Source organism: Dyella sp. 2YAF14 (assembly GCF_052114725.1).
Taxonomy (GTDB): Bacteria; Pseudomonadota; Gammaproteobacteria; order Xanthomonadales; family Rhodanobacteraceae; genus Dyella.
In genome coordinates, this window is sequence record NZ_JBFRFH010000001.1 from 200354 (window position 1) to 223718 (window position 23365).

Genomic DNA, 23365 nt, shown 5'->3' on the forward strand with positions numbered 1-23365 from the left:
CATACAAGCATGCCTTGTCAGTGATCGCCAATACGGATGGCTGCTCTGATCCAGGTCAGGGGGCCAGGGGAATGATCGGTTTAGCTTAACGCGCAGATCTGGGAAGTAACGTCCAGCCTGTGGGAGGTGCGCGTGGAACCATCGGCCAACCCAAGCACCCGCAAGCAGGAGCGCACCACGTTCCTGTTGCTGCTTTTGCTCTTCCCCGTGCTGTCGGTGATGTTTATCGCCGCCTTTGGCTTCGCCGTGTGGTTCTGGCAGATGTTTGTCAGCGGCCCGCCGCATGTCTGACCTTGGCCAAGCACAGGGGACTGCCATGAGGGATGAGCATCACATCTCCAGCCTGGTCGTGCTGCATCGCCCGGATGCCGCACCAACGCTTAGCGCCTTCGTCAACGATCACGACGCACTGGACATCGCCATACAAGGCGAATGCCGCTGCGTGATGGTGTGCGAAACCGACAACCAGCGCGCCGTGATGGATCACATCGACGCACTGCAGATGCTGCCCGGGGTCATCAACGTATCGCTGATCTACCACCACGTGGAGCCCGCCGCCGTCATGGACGAACTGGTGTCCACGGGCGCAATACATCAAGGAGCCGAGCCATGACCCTGTCCATGACGCGCCGCGAATTCATTCGCAACACGGCCGTTGCGGTTGCCGCCAACGTGGCTGGCCTGGCCGTGCCCGCCGCCGCCACCAATGTGCTGCTCGAAGGCGACATGGTCCAGCTCAAGTGGAGCAAGGCGCCCTGCCGCTTCTGCGGCACCGGTTGCGGCGTCAACGTGGCGGTGAAGGATGGCCGCGTGGTGGCCACGCATGGCGATCAGCTCGCCGAAGTGAACCGCGGCATCAACTGCGTGAAGGGCTATTTCCTCTCAAAGATCATGTACGGCGCGGATCGCCTGACTGCGCCGATGCTGCGCAAGAAGAACGGCGTCTACGCCAAGGACGGTGCCTTCACCGAAGTCTCGTGGGACGAGGCGTTCGACGTGATGGCCGAGCAGTTCAAGCGCGTGCTCAAGGAGAAAGGCCCCGAAGCCGTCGGCATGTTCGGCTCCGGCCAATGGACCGTGTGGGAAGGCTACGCAGCCAACAAGCTGCTCAAGGGTGGTTTCCGCAGCAATACACTCGACCCCAATGCACGCCACTGCATGGCTTCGGCTGTGATGGGTTTCATGCGCACGTTCGGCATGGACGAGCCCATGGGTTGCTACGACGATATCGAAGCGGCCGATGCGTTTGTGCTGTGGGGTTCGAACATGGCGGAGATGCATCCGATCCTGTGGACGCGCGTCACCGACCGGCGCCTGTCCAATCCCAATGTCAAAGTCGCCGTGCTGTCCACCTTCGAGCATCGCAGTTTCGAACTGGCCGATATCCCGATCGTGTTCACGCCGCAGACCGATCTGGTGATCCTCAACTACATCGCCAACCACATCATCAAGACGAATCGCGTCAACAAGGATTTCGTCGCCAAGCACACCAGTTTCAAACGCGGCGTCACCGACATCGGCTACGGCTTGCGCCCCGACGATCCGCTGGAAGAAAAAGCCAAGAACGCGAAGGACCCGACTGCCAGCGAGCCGATCGACTTCGACCAGTTCGCCGCCTTTGTGGCGCCGTACACACTGGAAAAAACCGTCGAGATGACCGGCGTGGACAAAGGCTGGCTGCAGCAGCTGGCCGAGCTCTACGCCAATCCGGACATCAAGGTGGTGTCGTTCTGGACCATGGGTTTCAACCAGCACACGCGCGGTGTGTGGGCCAACAACATGATCTACAACATCCACCTGCTCACCGGAAAAATCGCCACGCCCGGCAACAGCCCGTTCTCGCTGACCGGCCAACCGTCCGCCTGTGGCACCGCGCGCGAAGTGGGCGTGTTCAGCCATCGCCTGCCCGCCGACATGGTGGTCACCAATCCGGAGCATCGCAAACACGCCGAGGAGATCTGGAAGATCCCGCACGGCATCATCCAGCCCAAGCCCGGCTACCACGCGGTACAGCAGAACCGCATGCTGCGCGACGGCAAGCTCAATGCCTACTGGGTGATGTGCAACAACAACGTGCAGGCCGGCGCGAACCTGATGCAGGAGACGTATCTGGGTTACCGCGATCCACGCAATTTCATCGTGGTGTCAGACGCCTATCCCACCGTCACTGCGCAATCAGCCGACCTCATCCTCCCCGCCGCCATGTGGGTGGAGAAAGAAGGCGCCTACGGCAACGCCGAGCGGCGCACACAGTTCTGGCACCAACTGGTGAAGGCGCCGGGACAAGCCCGCTCGGATCTGTGGCAACTGATGGAATTTTCCAAGCGCTTCACCACCGACGAATGCTGGCCGGCGGAGATACTCGCCGCCAATCCGCAGTTCAAGGGCAAGACTCTGTTCGACGTGCTCTATCGCAACGGCAACGTAGACAAGTTCCCCACCACCGAGATGGAAGCGGGCTACGACAACGACGAAGCAGCCGCCTTCGGCTTCTACGTGCAGAAGGGTTTGTTCGAGGAATACGCCGCGTTTGGACGCGGCCATGGACACGACCTCGCCCCGTTCGACGATTACCACAAGGCGCGCGGCCTGCGCTGGCCCGTGGTCGACGGCAAGGAGACGCGCTGGCGTTATCGCGAAGGTGCAGATCCTTATGTGAAAGCAGGCACAGGCTTCCAGTTCTATGGCAATCCCGACGGGCGCGCGGTGATCTGGGCCCTGCCCTACGAGGCACCGCCCGAGATACCCGACAAGGAATACGACCTCTGGTTGTCCACCGGCCGCGTACTCGAGCACTGGCATTCCGGCTCGATGACCATGCGCGTGCCGGAGTTGTATCGCGCCTTCCCCGAAGCCGTTGTATTCATGAATCCGGACGATGCGCGATCGCGCGGACTCAAGCGCGGCGACGAGGTAAAAGTCATTTCCCGTCGCGGCGAAATGCGTTCGCGGGTGGAGACGCGTGGCCGCAACAAGCCGCCGCAAGGCCTGGTGTTCGTGCCGTGGTTCGACGCCGGCCAGCTGATCAACAAGGTGACGCTTGACGCGACCGATCCGATCTCCAAACAGACCGACTACAAGAAGTGTGCGGTCAAGGTCATAGCGGTTTAGGAGAGACATGATGCGCGACAAAGCCCTCATCGTCCTCGCCGTCATCGTGGTGCTGGTGGCCGCCGCGGTTGGATTCGCGGTGGGCAAGAAATCCTCGCCCGAGCCGCATGTGGCCGCCGTACCGGCCACGGCGCCACCGGCGATCGCAAGCACCGCCGAACCCGTGGCCGCAGGCGACCAGATCGACGCCATCCGTCGCGGCGCCCCGGTGAACCAGGAAATCGCCGCCCCGCTGATGGCCCGCGTGGAGAACGCAGACATCAAGCGCGTGCGCGCCTATCCGATGCAGCCACCGACGATCCCGCACTCCATCGACAACTACCAGATCGACAAGAATTCCAATCGTTGCCTGTTGTGCCACGCGCGCGCCAACGCCGACAAATTCCAGGCGCCGCCGGTCAGCGTCACCCACTACATGGATCGCAACGACCAGTTCCTCGCCACCATTTCCCCGCGCCGCTATTTCTGCAACCAGTGCCATGTGGTGCAGACCGACGCCAAGCCGCTGGTCGCGAACAACTTCAAGGACATCGACACCGTGCTCTCCGAGCAGCCCGAGCAGAAGGCGAACTGATATGTGGCCGCGGCTCAAGGAATGGCTCGTTGCCTTATGGCGGACGATCCGCCGCCCCAGCGTCCACTACAGCCTCGGCTTTCTCACCCTGGGCGGCTTTATCGCGGGCGTGATGTTCTGGGGTGCGTTCAACACGGGACTTGAGTTGACCAATACCGAGGCGTTCTGCACCGGTTGCCACGAGATGCACGACAACGTCTTCCAGGAACTGAAGTCGACCATCCACTACACCAACCGCTCCGGCGTACGCGCCACCTGCCCCGACTGCCACGTGCCACATCAGTGGACCGACAAGATCGCGCGCAAGATGCAGGCCTCCAAGGAGGTCTACGGCAAGATCTTCGGCACCGTCAACACGCGCGAGAAGTTTCTCGACCACCGCCTGGAACTGGCCGAACACGAATGGGCGCGATTGAAAGCCAACGATTCGCTGGAATGCCGCAACTGCCATAACTACACATCGATGGACCTCACGCGCCAGTCGACGCGCGCGGCGGAAATCCACAAGCGCTGGCTGGGCTCGGGCGAGAAGACCTGCATCGATTGCCACAAGGGCATCGCGCATCACTTGCCGGATATGACCGGCGTGCCGCAGGGCTGAGCAGGCCGCCCCCCTGTGGGAGCGCACCCTGTGCGCGATCGTATCGCGCATCACCTGCCAGATATGACCGGCGTGCCGCAGGGCTGAGGAGCCCGCCCTCCCTGTGGGAGCGCACCCTGTGCGCGACCGTCCCGCTGCGGCGCACCTCTCCGCCGGGTCGTCGCGCACAGGGTGCGCTCCCACAAGGGCGGTCAGGTAGTCGCAGGCGGCCCCTTCAACTCCACCATATTCCCCTGCGGGTCGTACAGGTAAATCGACGGACCCTCGCCCTTCGCCCCGTAGCGCGAACCGATATCCCCCACGCGCACGCCATGCGCCTTGAGATGGGCCACGATCGCCGCCTCGTCGTAGTTCTCCACCTGCAGGCATAGGTGATCCATGTTGTGACCCTCGCCGCCCGGACCCGCGCCACCCAGACGGCCGAGCTTGCTGTCCAGCGCCACCAGGTCGATCAGCGAGTCGCCAGCGCGCAGTTGGACCAGGCCGATCTCGTCCTGGCGGCGCTCTTCGTGGCAACCCAGCACGTCGATATAGAAGCGCTCCATGGCCTCGGCATCGCGTACGCGCAGCACCACGTGGTCGATCCGGGCCAGCTGAAACGGGGGCTTGGGCATGGGGCGGCTCCTGAGGCGGGCCTTTCATCTTATGCCGTTTGAGACAAGGGCCGCACGGTGGGCGACGCCCCGGACCGCCAGGGAGGAAATCCCGGCCGAGGCAGCTTATAATCGTCGTTTAGCGTGTGGTGGGAGAAGCGGTGAGAACCGCTGCCGAAGGCGCAACGCCCGTAATCGCTCAGGCCCCAGACCATCACACGCACAGAAACTCTGGAGAGACCGGTTAAATCCGGCGCCGAAGGGGCACGAAGCGTGGGCTCGTTGAGCCTGCTCTTCCAAACTCTCAGGCAAAAGGACAGAGGGGCGCTTCGCGTGCGGCATGCACGTTCGGCCTTTATTGGCCATTTTCGGAAGCCCCTGCCATGAGTCAGAACGCCCATCCTTCCCTGCGTGATCTCGAGCACCACGACGCCTTCATCGAGCGTCATATCGGCCCCAACGACGCTGAAATCGCCAAGATGCTGGCGCTGCTGGGCTTCGACTCGCTGGAAGCGATGACCGACGCCATCGTGCCGGGCAAGATCAAGTCGCCGGCGCCGCTGGCCCTGCCCTCGCCGATCACCGAAGTGGAAGCGCTGGCCAAGATCCGCGCCATCGCCGACAAGAACCAGGTGTTCCGCAGCTTCATCGGCCAGGGCTACTACGGCACGCTGACCCCGAACGTCATCCTGCGCAACATCCTGGAAAACCCGGCGTGGTACACGGCCTATACGCCGTACCAGGCCGAGATCTCGCAGGGCCGCATGGAAGCGCTGATCAACTTCCAGACCATGTGCGCCGACCTCACCGGCATGGAGATTGCCAACGCGTCCCTGCTCGATGAAGGCACCGCCGCCGCCGAAGCGATGACGCTGGCCAAGCGTTCGACCAAGTCCAAGTCCAATCTGTTCTTCGTCTCCAACGCCGTGCATCCGCAGACGCTGGAAGTGATCAAGACCCGCGCCGAAGCGATGGGCATCGACCTGCACATCGGCGACGACAGCGAAGCCGCCAGCGTCGACAGCTACGGCGTGCTGCTGCAGTACCCCAACACCTTCGGCCAGATCAACGACTACAAGGCGCTGGCCGACGCAGTGCACGCGCGCCACGGCGTGGTCTGCGTGGCCACCGACCTGCTCGCCCTTACCGTGATCGCCTCGCCGGGCGAATGGGGCGCCGACATCGTGGTCGGCAACACCCAGCGTTTTGGCGTGCCGTTCGGTTTCGGTGGCCCGCATGCCGCCTTCATGGCTTGCCGCGACAGCTACAAGCGTTCGATGCCGGGCCGCCTGATCGGCGTCTCCATCGATGCCGAAGGCAAGCCGGCTTATCGCCTTACGCTGCAGACGCGCGAGCAGCACATCCGCCGCGAGAAGGCGACCTCCAACATCTGTACCGCGCAGGTGCTGCTCGCCGTGATGGCCAGCATGTACGCCGTGTACCACGGTCCGGAAGGCCTGGTGCGCATTGCGCGTCGCACGCATCGCCTTGCCGCGATCCTTGCCGGCGCGCTGCGTGATGCCGGCGTCACCGTTGGCCCGGACTTCTTCGACACGCTGCACGTGGTCAACGTCGATGCCGCCGCCATCCATGCGAAGGCCAAGGCCGCCGGCATCAACCTGCGCCAGATCGACGGCAAGAGCCTGGGCATCAGCCTCGATGAAACCACCACGCGCGCGGACGTCATCGCCGTCGCTGCGCTGTTTGGCGCCACCATCGCCGATATCGACGCGCTCGACGCCAAGACCAACGACGCCCTGCCCGCCGGCCTCGCCCGTACGTCGAAGTTCATGACGCACCCGGCGTTCAACACGCACCACAGCGAGCACGAGCTGCTGCGCTACATGCGTTCGCTGGCCGACAAGGATCTGGCGATGGATCGCACCATGATCCCGCTGGGCAGCTGCACCATGAAGCTCAACGCCACGGCCGAAATGATCCCGGTGACGTGGCCCGAGTTCGCCAACATCCATCCGCTGGCCCCGGCTGATCAGGCCACCGGCTACAAGCAGCTGATCGACGAGCTGGAAGCGATGCTGGTGGAATGCACCGGCTACGACGCCGTGAGCCTGCAGCCGAACTCCGGCGCGCAAGGCGAATACGCCGGCCTGCTCGCCATCCGCGCCTATCACCGCTCGCGCGGCGAAGGCCATCGCGATATCTGCCTGATCCCCGAATCCGCGCACGGCACCAACCCGGCCTCCGCGCAGATGTGCGGCATGCAGGTGGTGGTGACCAAGTGCGACGCCAACGGCAACGTCGATGTGGAAGACATCAAGCGCGCCGCCGAGAAGTTCAGCGATCGCCTCGCCGCCCTGATGATCACCTACCCGTCCACGCACGGCGTGTTCGAGGAAGACATCGTCAAGATCTGCGAGATCGTGCACGAGCACGGCGGCCAGGTGTACACCGACGGCGCCAACATGAATGCGCTGGTCGGCGTGGCCAAGCCGGGCAAGTGGGGTTCGGACGTCTCGCACCTCAACCTGCACAAGACCTTCTGCATCCCGCACGGCGGTGGCGGCCCGGGCGTGGGCCCGTGCGCGGTGAAGTCGCATCTCGCCCCGTTCCTTCCTCGTACTTATGCCGACATCCCTGTCGGCGAAGATCAAGAAGCTGCCATCCATGGCAGCACTCCTCACAAGAGCGCTGGCTCCGTAGGCATGGTCTCCGCGGCGAGCTACGGCTCCGCCTCGATCCTGCCGATCAGCTGGATGTACATCACCATGATGGGCGCCAGCGGCCTGCGCCGCGCCACCCAGGTCGCGCTGCTCAACGCCAACTACATCGCCAAGCGCCTGGCACCGCACTACGAGACGCTCTACACCGGCCGCAACGGCCTGGTGGCACACGAGTGCATCCTCGACCTGCGCCCGCTCAAGGACGCCACCGGCATCGGCGCAGAAGACGTCGCCAAGCGCCTCATCGACTTCGGCTTCCACGCACCGACGCTGAGCTTCCCGGTTGCCGGTACGCTGATGGTCGAACCGACCGAAAGCGAATCGCAGTCCGAGCTCGATCGCTTCATCGACGCCATGATCCAGATCCGCGACGAAATCCGCGCCGTGGACGAAGGCAAGCTCGACCGCGAAGACAACCCGCTCAAGCACGCCCCGCACACCGCCGTGATGGTGTCCGCCTCCGAGTGGACCCACGCCTACACCCGCGAACTGGCCGCCTTCCCGCTACCCAGCCTGAAGTTCCAGAAGTACTGGTCGCCGGTCGCCCGCGTGGACAACGTCTACGGCGACAAGAACGTCTTCTGCAGCTGCGTACCGGTGGAAGCGTTCAAGGGCGAGATCGAGGCTTTCAGCGAACCGAACGTCGCCTGAGCTTGCCCTCAGCGTGAATAGAAAAAGGGCTCCGCATGCGGAGCCCTTTTTTTTGTTGAAAGCCATGCAGCACGTCAGACGCTTGCGACTGCTGGCTCCTGCGGTTTGGCCGCGATCATGCGATGGTAGGCGAAGGTGCCGCGCACGCCATTGATAAAGCAAAACAACAGCACCACGGCCATGAAGATGCCAAAGTAAGCCTGCGGCTGCGTGGCAAACTGGAAAATCTTTTCCAGCACAAACAACACCAGGCCAATCACCGCGAACACCCGCGAGCGACGCCGGATGCGCCAGGCAATGATGGCCAGGAACAGCGCGTCGGCGTAAGCGAACGCATTGATGCCCATGACGCTGTGGTTGGACAGCAGGCTGATGGTGGCGACAACTGCCGTCACGACCGCACAAAACACTGCGGCCCAGAATCCCTGATTGGATGCCTGCTCGGCATCGGCGATGTTTCCGAACGTCGGCCAGTACCAGCGTTCCTGCTTGTAACGCGATCCCATAACTCCCCCTGTGATTTCTTGCGCCGGCACCCCCGTGCCGGCTCAGCGATGGTAAGGGCTATCTGCTGTTTCGGCACCTGGTCAGATCGCCATGCCGACCTTAGACAACGTTGTCAGAAAAGTCTCAACGGAAACGGCTAGCCATCCAAACGTCTGAATCGTTCTAGTCGCAACGCACCATCCCGCATCGCCATAGACCTCAAGCAATCCGCCGTCGAACGCGCTGCAACGCACGAAAAACACGGCACGTCGCGCCATATAACCATCCATCCATAACGATCGATTTGGCGTCCCAAATTCACAACCCCCATCACAGTTCCCATCGTCTTTTAAGGACAACGTTGTCAAGAGTGGACACAAAGACGACATCGTCATGACCACGGCAAGTCATGACCCACAGGGAAAGCACGGGGACGCCCACCGCCGATCGGACTCGGCTCGTCGCCAGGGAAACCTTCCGCCTTAGTGATGCAACACAACCAGGAGACGCTTCCATGCACTTGAAGAAGTCGGTTGTTTGGCTACGCACGGCACTCAACGCCATCGGCACCACCGCAGGTGGTGCGATGGCCATGAGCTTGATGACGCTCGCTCCCGTTCAAGCCGTACACGCGCAGGCCACCTGCGCCGCGGCGTGGAGCGCAAGCACGGTTTACACCGGCGGCCAGACCGCGAGCGAGAACGGCACCAACTACCTCGCCAACTGGTGGACGCAGGGCAATGACCCCGCCACCAACAGCGGCGGTGCAGGCTCCGGCCAGCCGTGGACCTCGCAAGGCGCGTGTACGGGCGGATCCGGTGGTGGCGGCACAGGCGGCGGTGGTACTGGCGGTGGCGGCACGGGTGGCGGTGGCACAGGTCCCACCAATCCGCCCGGCACCGGCGCGAACCTGGTGTTCAGTCCCTACAAGGACGTGACCATCAACCTCAACTGGAACACCAATGTCATGCAGACCGCGGCGGCCACGGGCTCGTCGATACCGGTGGTCGGCAGTGGCAGCCTCAAGTCCAACTACGTGACCAACCTTGGCGCCATCACCCTCGCCTTCGCCACCGGCGAATGCGGCAGCGAAAACTGGGGCGGCGTCCCGGGCGCCAGCTTCGCCAGCGCGAATATCTCCGCGCTTTCCAATGCCGGCGTGTCCTACATCGTCTCTACCGGCGGCCAGGCAGGCACCTTCACCTGCGGCAGCACCGCCAACTTCGCTACGTTCCTGTCGCGCTACATGTCGCCGAAGATGGTGGGCGTGGACTTCGACATCGAAGGCGGCCAATCGCAGGCGACCATCAACAACCTCGTCGCTGCCGCCGTGTACGGCCAGTCGCTATATCCGAACCTGCGCTTCTCCTTCACCCTCGCCACGCTCGGCGCATCCGACGGCAGCTACGGTGGCGTCAACAGCCTCGGCGATATGGTGGTGAAGGCGATCAAGGCCTCCTCACTGACCAACTACACCATCAACCTGATGGCGATGGACTACGGCTCATCCGCCGCCTCGTACTTGTGCGTGGTAGCAAACGGCAGCTGCGACATGGGCCAATCCGCAATCCAGGCGGTGAAGAATCTCGAACACACCTACGGCATCTCGCCGAACAAAATCGAGATCACCCCGATGATCGGCATCAACGACGCCGCGAGTGAAAACTTCACCATCGCCAACGCCGACGCCATCACCACCTACGCCGTCGCCAACGGCCTCGCCGGCATCCACTTCTGGTCGCTCGACCGCGATACGCCGTGTAATCAGAACTACGCATCGCCGACGTGCAACTCGGTGCCGTCGACGACGCCGTTGCAGTATACGAAGCGGTTCTTGAGCGATTTGGGGCGGTAAGCCATCGGATCACGGGTCGGCGCAGACGCCGACCCGTGATCACTGCCCGAAGCTCAGTCCCACCAGAGAAAGACCGTGTGCGTGCGCTCTATCTCTTTCTGCAACGCATCCACCGTCAAAGTGCCTTGATCCACGATGTCCGGGCAGAATGCATACAGGTCCTTTGCGAACGCGCGCATATCACGCGGCGGCTTCTTTAGGCGAAACTGGATGGTGTCCGTTTCCGCCTGAAAAATATCGATGCCATACGCGGCATCCCATGTCCGGAGTTTCTTGATCAGATCTTCCGTACCCATGCCGTGATTGACCGCATCGGATGCAGCAATCCGCAGTACGTCGAATTGCGACGTTCCCTTTCCGATCACAATCTCGGCCCCGACCGAAGGCGGGGCGGCAAGGCTGTTGGTTGTTCCGATGAACGCCACAAGGCCCGGCCCAAGCCTGCCACGAAGATCGCGCAAGAGTGTTTCCGCAAGCTCCGGCTTTACCACCACGGAACGCGCGCCCGAATACTGATCCCGGCCGAAGTCCCTGGTCGAATAGTGGCGAACCTCACCGAGGTTCTGCTGTTCAAGGTAAGCCGAAGCTTCATCAAGAGTACGCAAGCTTTGTACGCCGGACGCGGATGCGCCCGAGGCAAATACCAACCCTGCAATCCATGTCCAAATACGCTTGCTCATGTTCACCTCCCCTGAGATGCGAGTCGTCATCGATGACCACGCGCATGATGCCGCATTCAGCGCTCGCCAAAAACAAGGCCCCGCATGAAGCAGGGCCTTGGTGTTCGGCACACTAATCGTGATCAGGCAAACGGATCATCCAGCACAATCGAGCAAACGGGACAGAGGTAGTTAGTTCGAACAATGACGGTGGGACTTAGCTGCCTCTGTCCCTTTCATCGGTCCCGCTTGTCGTGCGTTTGCCCTTAATCAACAAGAGGCCGATAAGCGCGCACCACAGGCTTTGCCCTTTCCAGGTCGTATCGCGCCTGAAGTGCCAGCCAGTAGAAGGCGGTGGTGTCGAAAGCGAGGGAGAGGCGGATGGCGATCTTGGCGGTGATGGGGTGGGTGTCGGCGATGAAGGCTTTGATCTGATTGGACGGTATGCCGGTGCGGCGGGCGAGTTGGGCGGGATTGAGGGCGTTCGGAATCAGGTAGGCGTGCAGCAGGATGTCGCCGGGGGCTCGCAGCGGTTGCGAGGGGTCGATTTCCGAATGCGGGGTGAGCTGGATCAGTTCCATGGTGGTTCCTCCCTGTCGGACACGGCCGCACAGCGGATAGGCGCTTACAGCGCTCCGTGTCAGTGAATGCTTGGCAGCTTCGTCGGTGATTGCCCGAACGCGGCGCATCGCCATGCCGGCCGATGCGCTGCAACGGCGATCATCGGAGGCGTGTGGTGTTCGCTCGAGGCTCGTCACCGAGCAGGCGGCTGTACTGCTGCAAGCAGTGAATGGCCGTGCCCAAGCTGGCCGTGACGGCCGCGGGAAGCGGCCATGGCAGCGCTCTGCCGGGGAATCCTCGCGCCTGCGCCTGGCGGCACTGCTCGCTGTCGACACGCAGGCGCATGAGGGCGAGCACCGCCAGGGCGATGTCGCCGCGAGTGCTATGACGCAGGGTTTCGGGCCATGCCACCGCCTCGGATAACGAGTCGTCAGGCGGAGGAGCGAGGGTGTCGTCAGGGGGAACGGACGAGCGAATGCGTACCGTATGATCGCGGGTAGCCATGATCAACTCTCTTGAAGTTGGTGATGGTTAGCGGGCTGTGGGTGTTAGTCGCACTCACGGCCCGCGCCTCATGACTTGGTAGTCATGGTCATTCGCGAGACGTGCAACACGACAACGCGAGTGACTGGCTGACCCTAACAATCAGGCTTGCCATCGTCTGTCAGGGATGGGCGAGATGGATGTCCGCGTGGCCACAGGTAAGCGTGAGGGCAAAGGGCTATCTCGGAGTCAACCTTTCCGGCTAGAAATCGAGGTCCAGAAGAGGTGAAAGTGCACTCTGCCCCTGTTTTGGCGAAAGATTTCCGGGTCAATGAGGTGATGTATGTTGGAATTTGAAAAGTTGCGCTTCGACGACGCTGAAATATCCAGCGTCACGTTAGTTGGCGATGAGCTACATGTCGCCTATCTCAACTGGAGAGAGCAAGAGTCCGAACTGGTCTTTAGGCAAGTTGCGGGGTATCAATGGTTCAGTCCTGAAGGCAAGGCGCTAAGCCACGGGACTATCGAGATTGAAGATCCTTTCCTATCGTTGGCCTGTGACATGGCCGATGAGGATTCTGTTGAAGGGTTTAAGGTTTTTTCGTTTGTGTCTGCATGGAACGACGCGAAAATGCTTCGAATTGTGGCTAAGGAAGTCGCCTCTTCAGGGAACTAATGGGCTAACGTAGTTAGACGACCCGTACTACAACAACGACTTTCTGAAAACGGGACGGAGGTAGTTAACACCTCATGTTGTAGCCAGTAACGCTACGCTCGTAGCCAACATGGCTACGCTTTCGAGGCGAACAGACTCCAACGCCATCCGGTAGTAAAAAGAAGCCCCGCGATTGCAGGGCCTTTTTGTTTGCCTTGCCTACGCACTAACCGATCAAGCGAACGGATCATCCAGCACGATCGTGTCATCACGATCCGCACCGGTAGCCACCAGCGACAGCTTGCAACCCGACAGCTCTTCCACCGCGCGCAGATAGGCACGAGCAGCAGCAGGCAGCTTGTCCCATTCGCGGATGCCGGCGGTGGATTCGTCCCAGCCCGGGAATTCCAGGTAGACGGGCTTGCACTCGGCCCAGCCGTCCGCGTCGAGCGGGGCCAGTTCGCGGCGCTTGCCGCGGTATTCGTAGGCGATGCAGACCTTGATGGTCGGCAGGCCGTCGAGCACGTCGAGCTTGGTGATGGCCAGGCCGTTGATGCCGTTGATCTGCACGGCGCGCTTGAGCGCGACGAGGTCGATCCAGCCGCAGCGGCGCGGACGGCCGGTGCTGGCGCCGAACTCGTTGCCGACCTTGCGCAGGCGCTCGCCCATCTCGTCGTTGAGCTCGGTCGGGAACGGACCGCCGCCCACGCGCGTGGCGTACGCCTTGCAGATGCCCAGCACGTAGTCGATGTCGCCTGCGCCAACGCCGGTGCCGGCGAGCGCGCCGCCCACGGTGGTGTTGGACGAGGTCACGTACGGGTAGGTGCCGTGGTCGATGTCGAGCAGCGCGCCCTGCGCGCCTTCATAAAGGATGTGACCGCCTTCCTTGCGCACGTCGTGCAGGATGGTGGCGACGTCGTCGACCATCGGGCGGATGAATTCGCCATAGGCCAGCGCATCGTCCAGCACGGTCTGGAAGTCGACCGGCTCGGCCTTCAGCCACTGGGTGAGGATGAAGTTGTGGTACTCGACGGCGGCCTTGATCTTCTCGGGCAGCTCGTGCGGATACATCAGGTCGGCCACGCGCACGCTGCGGCGAGCCACCTTGTCTTCGTACGCCGGGCCGATGCCGCGGCCGGTGGTGCCGATGGCGCTCTTGCCGGCAGCGATTTCGCGCGCCTTATCGACGGCGATGTGGTACGGCATGATCAACGGCGTGGCCGGGCTGATCTTGAGGCGCGAACGCACTTCCACGCCCTGCGCTTCGAGCTCTTCGATTTCCTGCTTGAGCGCCTGCGGCGAAAGCACCACGCCATTGCCGATCAGGCACAGCGCGTCGTCGCGCAGAATGCCCGACGGGATCAGATGCAGCACGGTCTTCTTGCCACCGATGACCAGCGTGTGGCCGGCGTTGTGACCGCCCTGGAAGCGAGCGACGGCGCTGACCTTCGAAGTCAGCAGGTCGACGATCTTGCCCTTGCCTTCGTCGCCCCACTGCGCACCAAGGATGACTACTGACTTGCCCATGATGATGTTGCTCTCGTCAATTTGAAAAATCGGATGGCCCAAGGGCCGCGAATTCGGCTGGCTACCTCAGCGCGTCATGCCAGCGCCTTCGACGTCGCTGGATCCCGACACCAGCCGGGATGACGATGAGGAAACCGTGGCGGTTTCCGATGGGTTGAACGGCCCATCGCCGCATCAAGTCAATGCACCAACTGCAAGGCCACAAGGCCAATGCCGATGGCCAGCGCGCCAAACACGCGCAGCGTGCGCGGGCTCATGTTGACTGCCTCGCGCATAGTGGCTTGCCACCCGCGCGGCGCGGCAAACAGCACCAGCCCTTCAAACACCAACACCAGGCACAACGCGCCTGCCAATTCCTTCGACATCGTCCCTGCCACTCAATGCTTGGACGATGCGCCGTCGCTGAAATACTTCAGGAATTCCGAATCCGGTCGCAGCACCAGCACGCCCTTGCCGTCCTTGAAGGAGGTACGGTACGCGGCCAGGCTTCGATAAAACGCGAAGAACTCCGGGTCCTGGCCGTAAGCCTGCGCGTAGATCGCCGCGGCCTGGGCATCGCCCTCGCCCTTCACCTTGGCCGCATCGCGCTCGGCTTCCGCCTTCACGACTTGGGCCTGGCGATCGGCGTCGGCCTTGATGGTTTCGGCGGCCTGCTGACCGGTGTAGCGCAATTCGTTGGCGAGCTGCGTGCGCTCGGCGCGCATGCGCTTGTACACCGACTCGCTCACTTCGTCCGGCAGATCGATACGCTTGATGCGCACGTCGACCACGGCAATGCCGAAATTCTTGCGGGCGGCCGTGTCGGTCTGCTTGCGCACGCGTTCGGTGACGTCCTTGCGGCCGGCCGAGACCAGCTCCTGCAAGGTGCGACCATTGAATTCAAAACGCAGCGCGTCCTTCACGATCGGCGTGAGGCGATTGGCCGCCTGCAGCTCGTCGCCCGCAGTGGCGCGGTAATACGCGGCGTTGTCGGCGATGCGCCACTTCACATAGAAGTCGACGTTGACGCTCTTCTTCTCGGAGGTGAAGTAACGCTCGGGCGGCGCTTCCAACGTGAGGATGCGGTTGTCGAACGTCATCACCTGCTGGATGAACGGCAACTTGGCGTGCAGGCCGGGCTGGTCGCCGGTGCGCACGATGCGGCCGAACTGCAGCACGAGTGCGGTCTGCCCTTCGTGCACGACAAACAAACTGTTGAAGCCGAGCAACACGATCAGCACGGCGATGATGGCGGAGACGATCTTCATGGCTGCTTCTCCTTGCCGCCGAGGCTGCTGTCGCTGCCTGCCGATTGCATCACCGAGCCCACGTTCGGCACATCCTTGCCGGTCGCGCGATCGAGCGGCAGGTAGATCATGTTGCGGCCGCCGGAGCCATCGAGCACCTTGGGATTGTTCGACATCACGTCCTCGACGGTTTCCAGCCACAGGCGACGGCGCGTGACATCCGGCGCGGCCTTGTATTCCTTGAGGATGAGGTTGAAGCGCGAGGCATCACCGGTGGCGGTGGCCACGCGTGCAGCGGCATAACCCTGGGCCTCGGCAGAAATGCGCGAGGCATCGCCACGTGCCACCGGTACGACCTGGCTGGCGTAGGCGCGTGCGTTGTTCTCGGTGCCCTGCTTGTCTTCGCGTGCGGCGTTGACGTCGTCGAAGGCGTCCTTCACTTCCTGCGGCGGGGCCACGTTCTGGAAGCTCACGTCGGTCACCACGAGGCCGGCGTCGTATTCGTCCAACGTGGCCTGCAGGATTTCGCGCGTCTGCTGCTGCAGGGTGTCGCGCGTCTGCGCCTTCACGCCGGTCACGGGTACAACGGCCGGGGTCGCCACGGACGAGGCGCCCGCCACGGTGCTGGCAGCGGCGGGCGCGACGGTCTCGCCTTCGCCCTGACTGGTGAGGATGTTGTCCATCACATTGGCGCCCACCACCGTGCGCACGGCGGCCTCGGAGGCCTGGCGCAGCGTGTCTTCCGGCGGGCCGCTGAGCGAGAAGAGGAACTTGCGGGCGTCGGCCACCTGGTACTGCACGTTGAAGTCGACCGAGATGATGTTCTCGTCGCTGGTCAGCATGCGCACCTTGTCGGACACCGATCGGATCTCGGTGGTGCCGACCTTGGTCACCGTTTCAATGGGGCTCGGAAACTTCAGGTGGAAACCCGGCGGCAGGGTGCGGGAGTACTGGCCAAAGCGCAGTACCACGCCGGCCTGGCGCGCATCCACGATGGTGAAGCTGCTCATGGCGATCCAGACGATCAGGAAGGCCAGCAGGATGGTGAAGATGCCGCCGGCGCCGCCGCCAAGCTTGCCCAGCCGGTTGCGCAGCTGCCTGAGCATGTCCTCCAGACCCGGCTTATTGCCAGGCTGGCGGTTCCTGTTCCACGGATCACGTTGCCCGTTACCGGGTTCGTTCCAGGCCATGGTCAGTCTCCTTAAGGCCGCTGGGAGGCCGGCTGCGTTGGCCGGAAAGCGCGTTGAACGGGTTTGGACATAGGGTCGGCTGCTTGAGATGGGTACCGCGCGAGCGCGAATGGCCGCACACAAACAGCGACCATTCTAACAGAGCCCGCCAGGGATTCCTCCCCATGGAAGCGCTCCACTTGTGGGAGCGCACCCTGTGCGCGACTGGCGCCGCAAGGCCACCCCGACAACCGGTGTTCGCCGGGCGCTCGGGCGCCTGTCGCGCACAGGGTGCGCTCCCACAGGGGGTTCGCTGGTTAGAGGGTGCCGTCCTGCAAGGCCTCTTCGGCCGTGCCAAGGATGGGCTGGAGCAAGGCTGCCTCGCTGGCGCTACCGCCGCTCAAGGGCGCAATCACGCTGCGCGGCGCATCGATGTTCAAGCGCCAGCCATCCTCGTCCACCTCTTCGCCCACGATGGCGCCGGCGGCCTTGAGTCGGGCATGCAGGCGGCCGGCGGTATGCGGCAGGCGCAGTTCGGACTGCACGCGCTCGCCGCCCAGCAGCTCGCCCAGGGCCTGCCGAAGCAGGTCCAGGCCCTGCCCGCTGGCGGCCGACAGCCACACGGTGGTGGGGCGACCTTCGGCGTCGCGGTCGATTCGCGGCTCGGTGCCCGCCAGGTCGATCTTGTTCATCACCCGCAGCTGCGGCAGGTCGCCGGCGTCGATTTCCTCGAGCACGTTGTCGACCACGCGGGCGAGGCGCTCGCGCTCCTCGTCGGCCGCGTCGCTCACATGCAGTAGCAGATCGGCATCGCGCGCCTCGGCCAGGGTGCCGCGGAAGGCGGCGACCAGGTCATGCGGCAGCTCGCGGATAAAGCCCACCGTGTCGGCCAGCACCGCCGGCCCGCAGGACAGCCCGTCGAGCTTGCGCACGGTCGGGTCCAGCGTGGCGAACAGCAGGTCGGCGGCGAACACTTCGCCTTCGGTCAACACGTTGAACAGGGTCGATTTGCCGGCATTGGTATAGCCCACCAGGGCGACCCTCGGCACGGTGTTGCGCAGGCGCGCGCGGCGCTGCTGGACGCGCTGGGTCTGCACCTTTTCCAGACGCTTGGTGAGCATCTTCACCCGCTCGGCGAGCAGGCGGCGGTCGGTTTCCAGCTGGGTTTCGCCCGGGCCGCGGTTGCCGATGGCACCGCCGCGCTGGGCGTCAAGGTGAGTCCAGCCGCGCACCAGTCGCGTCGCAAGATGCTTGAGCTGGGCCAGCTCCACTTCGAGCTTGCCTTCGTGCGAACGGGCGCGCTGGGCAAAGATGTCCAGGATCAGGCCGGCACGGTCCACCACACGCACATTGAGCAGCTTTTCGAGGTTGCGCTCCTGCACCGGGGTGAGCAGGTGATCGACCAGGACCAGGTCGGCTTCGAGCGCCCGGGCGGCCTCAGCCACCTCGTCGGCCTTGCCGGTGCCGATGTAATAGCGCGGGTTGGGCTCGACGACGCGTGCGGGGATGCTGCCGAGGATCTCGGCGCCTGCCGAGCGCACGAGCTCGGCGAATTCTTCGGCGCGCCGCGCCGTATCGCCCTCTCCACGGGAATGCGGGAGCACGAGGACGGCGCGTTCGCCTTTCTTTTGACGATCAAACACGAGGGCGGGAAGACCTTTATGAAGACGCGATGCCGCGGACCTTAAGACGGTCCACGGCACGGATCGGAGTGGGAAGTGTATGTGGATACGCCGCCGGCCGATAATGCCGCGACGCCTACCCTACTCAGATGGGTCGACCACCCGTCGTAATCAAGCTTCCGCTTCGGCGGCACCGCCCGGCGCATCGCCCGGACCGTCGTGGCCATTGCCCATGCGCACATTGCGGCTGGGTACTACGGTGGAGATGGCGTGCTTGTAGACCATCTGGCTTACCTGGTTGCGCAGCAGCACCACGAACTGATCGAACGACTCGATCGTGCCCTGCAGCTTGATGCCATTGACCAGGTAAATAGCGACCGGAACGCGTTCACGGCGCAGCGCATTAAGAAACGGATCTTGCAATGATTGCCCTTTGGACATTTCTTGTTCTCCCCTCGCAACGGACGGACCGGGATAAAAGACGCGTGACGCGCCCCGGTCCAAGGCGGAGGAATATTAACCACTTTTAAATCGTTGATGAAAGGGCGAATGCAGCTTTCGTCAGGTGTGAAAATGGTGTTTAGAGAACTGAGCGGCACACTATTGTTCGCCGAGATACAAACGCAGGGCATCCTCGGCAAGATTCCACGTCGCAGAACCCTCCGGATCAAGCATCCGTGCGTCGAGCACGCTGCGCAGCCAGGTGATCTGCCGTTTGGCCAACTGACGTGTCGCGAACACGCCGCGGTCGCGAAATTCTGCCTCGCTGGTTTGGCCGTCCAGATAATCCCAGGCCTGTCGGTAGCCTACGGCGCGTATGGCCGGGAGATCGGCATGCAGGTCGCCGCGGGCGCGCAGGGCGCGAACTTCGTCGAGAAATCCATCGCGCAACATCGTGTCGAAACGTTGTGCGATCCGTTCGTGCAAGGGCGCACGGTCCTGCGGCACCAGCGCCAGCTTGAGCACGCGCCAGGGGAAACGCTCGCCGCTGCCGCCGCGCTGCTGCTCTGACAACGGGCGACCGGTGAGCTCGATCACTTCCAGCGCGCGCTGGATACGCTGCGCGTCGTTGGGCCCGATGCGTTCGGCGGCAGAGGGATCGAGTTGTTGCAGACGCGCATGCAGCGCAGGCCATCCATCATCCGCCGCCTGCGCAGTGAGGCGCTCACGCACCGCCGGATCGGCTTCGGGCAGCTGCGAAAGGCCTTGTTGCAGCGCGCGGAAATAAAGCCCCGTGCCGCCAACGAGCAGTGGCACCCTGCCCTGCGCCGTGATGTCCTGCATGGCGGCTACGGCGTCACCGCGGAAATCCGCGGCCGAGTAAGGCTCGGCCGGATCGCGGATATCGATCAGTCGATGCGGGTAGCGCGCGAGCGTCGGCGCATCCGGTTTGGCCGCGCCGATATTGAGGCCACGATAGACCAGGGCGGAATCGACGCTTACCAGGTCGAGCGGGAACTGATCGCTCAAGGCGCATGCAAGCGCGGTCTTGCCCGACGCGGTCGGGCCCATCAGGAATACGGCGAGTGGGCGCTGATCGATCGGCATCGGCGCATTCTACCGATGAAGCCGGCATCACGACGAACCCTGTCTCACCACGAGCGCCGTTTCATTGTAGGAGCGCACTTGTGCGCGACCGCAGCGCCCTGTCGATGCCTCGGTCGCGCACAAGTGCGCTCCTACAAACGGCGGCATGAGTCTAGGTGTAGAACTCCACCTTGCCGCCAACGAGGTGATACATCGAGCCGACGATCTTGATCTTGCCGTCCTTCTCCAGGCCGGCCAGCACATCGCTGCGACGGCGGATCTCCGCCACCGTCTGACGCACATTGGTCGCGGCCACGGCATCAACGAAAGCATCGTTCTTGCTGGTGCGTTCGCCACTGAACTTGGTGGCTTCGACGGCTGGCTTGATCTTGTCGAGAAGGCCGGTGAGGTTGCCGAGCTTGGCGTTGTCGATGGCGCCCTTGATCGCACCGCAGGCCGTGTGCCCCATCACCAGCACAAGCTTGGCGCCGGCAAGCGCGCAGGCAAACTCCATGCTTCCTAAGAGATCGTCGTTGGCGACGTTGCCGGCGACGCGCCCATTGAAGGTGTCGCCGATCCCTGCATCCAGGATGATTTCGGCCGGCGCGCGCGAGTCGATGCAGCTGAGGATCACCGCTGCCGGGTATTGCCCGCCGGCGCTGGCACGCTTCTGTGCCAGATAGTCGTGTCCCTGCATCTTGCCGGCACAGAATCGCTCGTTGCCTTCCTTGAGCATGGCGATGACCTGGTCTGGCGTCATCGCATCGCGTTGCTCCTTGGTCAACGCGGCGGCCTGTGCAAGTCCAGGCATGAGCCAGGAAACGCCGCCCACCGCGGCAAACGCGGCGGCACCGATGGCAGATTTCAACAGCGAACGGCGCGCGGGATCCGTCGCGCCGGCGCAACAAGCGTCGTCATGCTGCATAACGTCCCCTCCCTAATGGAAGGAACTACTGCACGCCTGGGGGGATGAAACCGGTGTGAACCTCAGTTCGTCGGCTGTCTGTGGGAGCGCACCCTGTGCGCGACTAGCGCCGCGACAGGGTGAGGCCCTCGCGCACAGGGTGCGCTCCCACAGTGGGGGAATCAGCGCCTCGGCACACCCATCTCATTCAGCAACTGCGGGGCCGGATAGACCTTGTCCATCAGCCAACGCATATATCGCAGATCAACATGGATGGCGCGCTTGTAACGCGGATCGAACATCCAGCTCGCACTCACCGCCTCCCAGTTGCTGTCGAAATTGAGGCCTACCAGCTCGCCCTTGGCGTTCAATACGGGCGAACCCGAGTTGCCGCCGGTGGTATCCAGATTGCTCAGGAAGTCGACCGGCATGGCCTTGGTCTTCGCATCCGCATAGCCCTCGTAGTCGCCCTTGGCGATGGCGTCGAGCAAGGGCTTGGGTGCATCGAACGGTTCCGCGCCGGTGTTCTTCTCCACGATGCCGGCAGTCGTCGTCTGCGGTTCGTAGGACACGGCATCGCGCGCCTTCAACGGTGTGACCTTGCCGTAACTCACGCGCAGCGTGCTGTTGGCATCGGGATAGACAGCGCGCCCCTGCTTTTCGCGATAGGCAATCAGCGCATCCATATACGCCGGACGAAGGCGCAGCAAGTCGCCTTCGCGCGACTTGCGCTCGCCTTCCACGCGCAGCAGCGCAGGTTGCAGCTGGGCAGCCAGCGCGAGCAGTGCATCATCGGACTTGCTCACCGCCGCAGGCTCTGCCTTGAGCCACGCCAGCCGTTTCGCTTCGTCACCCAGCTGCGTGGCGCCGTAAACCTGCTCGAGCTTGTGCGACAAAGTTTCAGGCGTACGCCCGAACGCAGCGTCGAATTCAGGCAGGCGTTGCGCATCGGGCAAGGCCTGATAGCGCGTGAGCAAGGCCCGCAACAAATGTTTCTCGACCGCCGGATCGTAGCGGCGCTGAACCTGGCGCAGCGTGCCGGCGATCAGTTCTTCATCGCGCTGTTGATAGCCCGCCTCGCGCTGGGCATCCGCCTGGCCGCGCTCAATGGCGAGTCGCTGCAGCATGATGGCCGAACGCAACAACTGCGTTTGCGCCTGCATCATGCCCAACAGCAGATCGCGTTCGCGCATCGCATTGCCGGCGGCAATCAGGCGATTGACCTCGTCGATCTGCGGACGCAGCGTGCCAGCCTGCGGCTCTGCTGCCAGCCACGCCATCATCGCGTCCTCATCCGTGCGGCGGATCGTCACCGCATCACTGCGCTTGAGGCCATCCAACTCGCCCTCATAGCGCTTGATGTTGTTCTTCAACGACTGCAGTTGCGAGGCATAGCGGATGGCTGCAGGCCGATCATCGCGTCCGGCGTCTTCAATCACATGCTGCAGCTGCTGCATCACCGCCACCGTGGTCGGCAAGCGCCACTGCACCTGATCGGCAAACTCCGCCGCCGTGCGATGGCGATACGTCGTACCGGGATAACCCGCCAGCATCACGAAATCCCCATCGCGCACGCCATCGCGTGCCACCTGCAAGTGCGCAGGCGGGTGATAGGGAACGTTGTCCTTGGCGTAATCAGCCGGCTTGCCGTCGGGGCCGACGTAAGCGCGCAACAAGGTGAAGTCGCCCGCGTGGCGCGGCCACACGAAGTTGTCCACTTCGTCGCCGTAGTTGCCGATGGCGCGCGGCGGCGCGTAGACCAGGCGCAGGTCGCGCAGTTCAAGTTGTTTGACCAGGTAGAAGTCGCGGCCATAGAACATGTTGACCACGCTGCAACGCACGCCGGCTTCGCGCTCGCAATCGGCCACCAGGGTCTTGCTGATGGCGTCGATCGCATCGAAATAGGCCCGCCCCGTCTTGCCCCTGGCGGCCGCCAGCACCTGCTCGCTGACCTTGTCGAAACCGGTGGTCACGCGCAGGCGGAAATCAGGGTTGGCGAGCAGCTCTTCCGTGCGCTCGTGCGAGACGAAACCGTTCTGGATCAGATCGCGCTGCGCGTTGCTGTTGTACTGGATCACGCCGAATGCGACGTGGTGGTTGGTCAGCACCAGGCCGTCGTCGCTGATGAACGAACCCGTGGCCCCGCCCACCTTCACCACCGCGCTCAGCGGCGCCTTGGTCAGGTCAGCCAGGTCGGCCGGATTGCCCTGGAAGCCCGCCGCATGCAGCTGCTTGCCGATGGAGGGCAGCTGCGAGGGCATCCACATGCCTTCGTCAGCGTGGCTAGGAATGGCCATCATCAAGCCCCATGTTGCCGCCAGCAGCGTGAATATCCGTCGTTTCATGCCTGTTCCCGACCCGGGTTGTCGCAAAAAATTGCGACCATAATCCCTGGCCGTCCCGGGGGCAACGCTGCACTGCACGAAGGCGGCGCCCTGCCCAGGCTTCTATAATGTCCGTTTTCCCGCCCTTCCCCCACG

The 23365-nt window shown here is 63.2% G+C and carries 21 protein-coding genes and 1 riboswitch; of the genes, 8 read left to right on the top strand and 13 right to left on the bottom strand.

The features are described 5' to 3' along the window. Positions 1-132: 132 nt before the first annotated feature. Genes AB4Y82_RS00975 through AB4Y82_RS00995 form a run of 5 tightly spaced genes read left to right on the top strand, consistent with a single transcriptional unit; the run spans position 133 to position 4286 of the window. A complete protein-coding gene (locus AB4Y82_RS00975; protein ID WP_441603537.1) occupies positions 133-291 on the top strand; it encodes a periplasmic nitrate reductase, NapE protein in 159 nt (52 codons plus the stop codon). A gap of 25 nt (positions 292-316) precedes the next feature. Further along, positions 317-613, top strand: coding sequence for a chaperone NapD (locus AB4Y82_RS00980; RefSeq protein ID WP_441603538.1), 297 nt, complete (start codon positions 317-319; stop codon positions 611-613). Beyond that, positions 610-3111 carry a periplasmic nitrate reductase subunit alpha gene (napA, locus tag AB4Y82_RS00985; protein WP_441611071.1) on the top strand — a complete coding sequence of 834 codons (2502 nt, stop codon included), beginning with the start codon at positions 610-612 and terminating at the stop codon, positions 3109-3111. The genes AB4Y82_RS00980 and napA overlap by 4 nt, the downstream gene beginning before the upstream one ends. 10 nt (positions 3112-3121) lie before the next feature. Further along, a complete protein-coding gene (locus AB4Y82_RS00990; protein WP_441603540.1) occupies positions 3122-3685 on the top strand; it encodes a nitrate reductase cytochrome c-type subunit in 564 nt (187 codons plus the stop codon). A 1-nt stretch (position 3686) separates the two neighbouring features. After that, on the top strand, positions 3687-4286 hold the full coding sequence (locus AB4Y82_RS00995) for a cytochrome c3 family protein (RefSeq protein WP_441603541.1): 600 nt from the start codon (positions 3687-3689) through the stop codon (positions 4284-4286). Between the two features lie 191 nt (positions 4287-4477). Here the strand turns inward: AB4Y82_RS00995 and AB4Y82_RS01000 are convergent, their stop codons facing one another. Then, positions 4478-4900, bottom strand: coding sequence for a VOC family protein (locus tag AB4Y82_RS01000; protein WP_441603542.1), 423 nt, complete (start codon positions 4898-4900; stop codon positions 4478-4480). 200 nt (positions 4901-5100) lie between these two features. Then, a riboswitch (glycine riboswitch) is annotated at positions 5101-5209 on the top strand. 53 nt (positions 5210-5262) lie between these two features. On the opposite strand from AB4Y82_RS01000, the gene gcvP reads away from it, so the two are divergent. After that, positions 5263-8211 carry an aminomethyl-transferring glycine dehydrogenase gene (gene gcvP, locus AB4Y82_RS01005; RefSeq protein ID WP_441603543.1) on the top strand — a complete coding sequence of 983 codons (2949 nt, stop codon included), beginning with the start codon at positions 5263-5265 and terminating at the stop codon, positions 8209-8211. A 74-nt stretch (positions 8212-8285) separates the two neighbouring features. On the opposite strand, the gene AB4Y82_RS01010 is transcribed toward gcvP, so the two are convergent. Continuing rightward, positions 8286-8747 carry a hypothetical protein gene (locus tag AB4Y82_RS01010; RefSeq protein WP_441611072.1) on the bottom strand — a complete coding sequence of 154 codons (462 nt, stop codon included), beginning with the start codon at positions 8745-8747 and terminating at the stop codon, positions 8286-8288. 464 nt (positions 8748-9211) lie between these two features. Here AB4Y82_RS01010 and AB4Y82_RS01015 point away from each other — a divergent pair, with 464 nt between their 5' ends. Continuing rightward, complete coding sequence (locus AB4Y82_RS01015) at positions 9212-10552, top strand: carbohydrate-binding protein (protein WP_441603545.1); 1341 nt, start codon at positions 9212-9214, stop codon at positions 10550-10552. A gap of 53 nt (positions 10553-10605) precedes the next feature. Here AB4Y82_RS01015 and AB4Y82_RS01020 read toward each other — a convergent pair whose 3' ends face one another. Both AB4Y82_RS01020 and AB4Y82_RS01025 read right to left on the bottom strand, forming a co-directional pair. Continuing rightward, positions 10606-11232, bottom strand: coding sequence for a DUF4253 domain-containing protein (locus tag AB4Y82_RS01020; RefSeq protein WP_441603546.1), 627 nt, complete (start codon positions 11230-11232; stop codon positions 10606-10608). Positions 11233-11477: 245 nt separating this feature from the next. Next, on the bottom strand, positions 11478-11792 hold the full coding sequence (locus AB4Y82_RS01025) for a HigA family addiction module antitoxin (RefSeq protein WP_441603547.1): 315 nt from the start codon (positions 11790-11792) through the stop codon (positions 11478-11480). 806 nt (positions 11793-12598) lie between these two features. Here AB4Y82_RS01025 and AB4Y82_RS01030 point away from each other — a divergent pair. Continuing rightward, positions 12599-12931, top strand: a complete 333-nt coding sequence (locus AB4Y82_RS01030; protein WP_441603548.1) for a hypothetical protein — start codon at positions 12599-12601, stop codon at positions 12929-12931. A 213-nt stretch (positions 12932-13144) separates the two neighbouring features. On the opposite strand, the gene AB4Y82_RS01035 is transcribed toward AB4Y82_RS01030, so the two are convergent. From AB4Y82_RS01035 to AB4Y82_RS01075, 9 genes are all read right to left on the bottom strand, one after another. Next, positions 13145-14437, bottom strand: coding sequence for an adenylosuccinate synthase (locus AB4Y82_RS01035; RefSeq protein ID WP_441603549.1), 1293 nt, complete (start codon positions 14435-14437; stop codon positions 13145-13147). Positions 14438-14616: 179 nt separating this feature from the next. Next, the gene (locus AB4Y82_RS01040) at positions 14617-14802 is read right to left on the bottom strand and encodes a DUF2065 domain-containing protein (RefSeq protein ID WP_441603550.1); all 186 of its coding nucleotides are present in this window, start codon (positions 14800-14802) and stop codon (positions 14617-14619) included. Positions 14803-14814: 12 nt separating this feature from the next. Then, positions 14815-15684: a protease modulator HflC gene (gene hflC / locus AB4Y82_RS01045; RefSeq protein ID WP_441603551.1), complete on the bottom strand. Its 870-nt coding sequence runs from the start codon at positions 15682-15684 to the stop codon at positions 14815-14817. Next, positions 15681-16853: an FtsH protease activity modulator HflK gene (gene hflK, locus AB4Y82_RS01050; RefSeq protein WP_441603552.1), complete on the bottom strand. Its 1173-nt coding sequence runs from the start codon at positions 16851-16853 to the stop codon at positions 15681-15683. The genes hflC and hflK overlap by 4 nt, the downstream gene beginning before the upstream one ends. A 296-nt stretch (positions 16854-17149) precedes the next feature. Next, on the bottom strand, positions 17150-18475 hold the full coding sequence (gene hflX, locus AB4Y82_RS01055) for a ribosome rescue GTPase HflX (protein WP_441603553.1): 1326 nt from the start codon (positions 18473-18475) through the stop codon (positions 17150-17152). Between the two features lie 150 nt (positions 18476-18625). Continuing rightward, entirely contained in the window at positions 18626-18895 is a 270-nt protein-coding gene (gene hfq / locus AB4Y82_RS01060; protein WP_046970487.1) for an RNA chaperone Hfq, read from the bottom strand. 159 nt (positions 18896-19054) lie between these two features. After that, positions 19055-20002, bottom strand: a complete 948-nt coding sequence (miaA, locus tag AB4Y82_RS01065) for a tRNA (adenosine(37)-N6)-dimethylallyltransferase MiaA (protein ID WP_441603554.1) — start codon at positions 20000-20002, stop codon at positions 19055-19057. A gap of 151 nt (positions 20003-20153) precedes the next feature. Next, complete coding sequence (locus AB4Y82_RS01070) at positions 20154-20906, bottom strand: carbonic anhydrase family protein (protein ID WP_441603555.1); 753 nt, start codon at positions 20904-20906, stop codon at positions 20154-20156. Between the two features lie 161 nt (positions 20907-21067). Further along, positions 21068-23230 (bottom strand): S46 family peptidase, encoded by a 2163-nt coding sequence (locus AB4Y82_RS01075; protein WP_441611073.1) that lies wholly within the window; start codon positions 23228-23230, stop codon positions 21068-21070. Positions 23231-23365 lie beyond the last annotated feature (135 nt).

Excerpts from the sequence above, each read along its gene's own strand:
- AB4Y82_RS00980 (WP_441603538.1), top strand. The coding sequence starts at position 317 with ATGAGGGATGAGCATCACATCTCCAGCCTGGTCGTGCTGCATCGCCCG.
- napA (WP_441611071.1), top strand. The coding sequence starts at position 610 with ATGACCCTGTCCATGACGCGCCGCGAATTCATTCGCAACACGGCCGTT.
- AB4Y82_RS00990 (WP_441603540.1), top strand. The coding sequence starts at position 3,122 with ATGCGCGACAAAGCCCTCATCGTCCTCGCCGTCATCGTGGTGCTGGTG.
- AB4Y82_RS00995 (WP_441603541.1), top strand. The coding sequence starts at position 3,687 with ATGTGGCCGCGGCTCAAGGAATGGCTCGTTGCCTTATGGCGGACGATC.
- AB4Y82_RS01000 (WP_441603542.1), bottom strand. The coding sequence starts at position 4,900 with ATGCCCAAGCCCCCGTTTCAGCTGGCCCGGATCGACCACGTGGTGCTG.
- gcvP (WP_441603543.1), top strand. The coding sequence starts at position 5,263 with ATGAGTCAGAACGCCCATCCTTCCCTGCGTGATCTCGAGCACCACGAC.
- AB4Y82_RS01015 (WP_441603545.1), top strand. The coding sequence starts at position 9,212 with ATGCACTTGAAGAAGTCGGTTGTTTGGCTACGCACGGCACTCAACGCC.
- AB4Y82_RS01020 (WP_441603546.1), bottom strand. The coding sequence starts at position 11,232 with ATGAGCAAGCGTATTTGGACATGGATTGCAGGGTTGGTATTTGCCTCG.
- AB4Y82_RS01025 (WP_441603547.1), bottom strand. The coding sequence starts at position 11,792 with ATGGAACTGATCCAGCTCACCCCGCATTCGGAAATCGACCCCTCGCAA.
- AB4Y82_RS01030 (WP_441603548.1), top strand. The coding sequence starts at position 12,599 with ATGTTGGAATTTGAAAAGTTGCGCTTCGACGACGCTGAAATATCCAGC.
- AB4Y82_RS01035 (WP_441603549.1), bottom strand. The coding sequence starts at position 14,437 with ATGGGCAAGTCAGTAGTCATCCTTGGTGCGCAGTGGGGCGACGAAGGC.
- AB4Y82_RS01040 (WP_441603550.1), bottom strand. The coding sequence starts at position 14,802 with ATGTCGAAGGAATTGGCAGGCGCGTTGTGCCTGGTGTTGGTGTTTGAA.
- hflC (WP_441603551.1), bottom strand. The coding sequence starts at position 15,684 with ATGAAGATCGTCTCCGCCATCATCGCCGTGCTGATCGTGTTGCTCGGC.
- hflK (WP_441603552.1), bottom strand. The coding sequence starts at position 16,853 with ATGGCCTGGAACGAACCCGGTAACGGGCAACGTGATCCGTGGAACAGG.
- hfq (WP_046970487.1), bottom strand. The coding sequence starts at position 18,895 with ATGTCCAAAGGGCAATCATTGCAAGATCCGTTTCTTAATGCGCTGCGC.
- miaA (WP_441603554.1), bottom strand. The coding sequence starts at position 20,002 with ATGCCGATCGATCAGCGCCCACTCGCCGTATTCCTGATGGGCCCGACC.
- AB4Y82_RS01070 (WP_441603555.1), bottom strand. The coding sequence starts at position 20,906 with ATGCAGCATGACGACGCTTGTTGCGCCGGCGCGACGGATCCCGCGCGC.
- AB4Y82_RS01075 (WP_441611073.1), bottom strand. The coding sequence starts at position 23,230 with ATGAAACGACGGATATTCACGCTGCTGGCGGCAACATGGGGCTTGATG.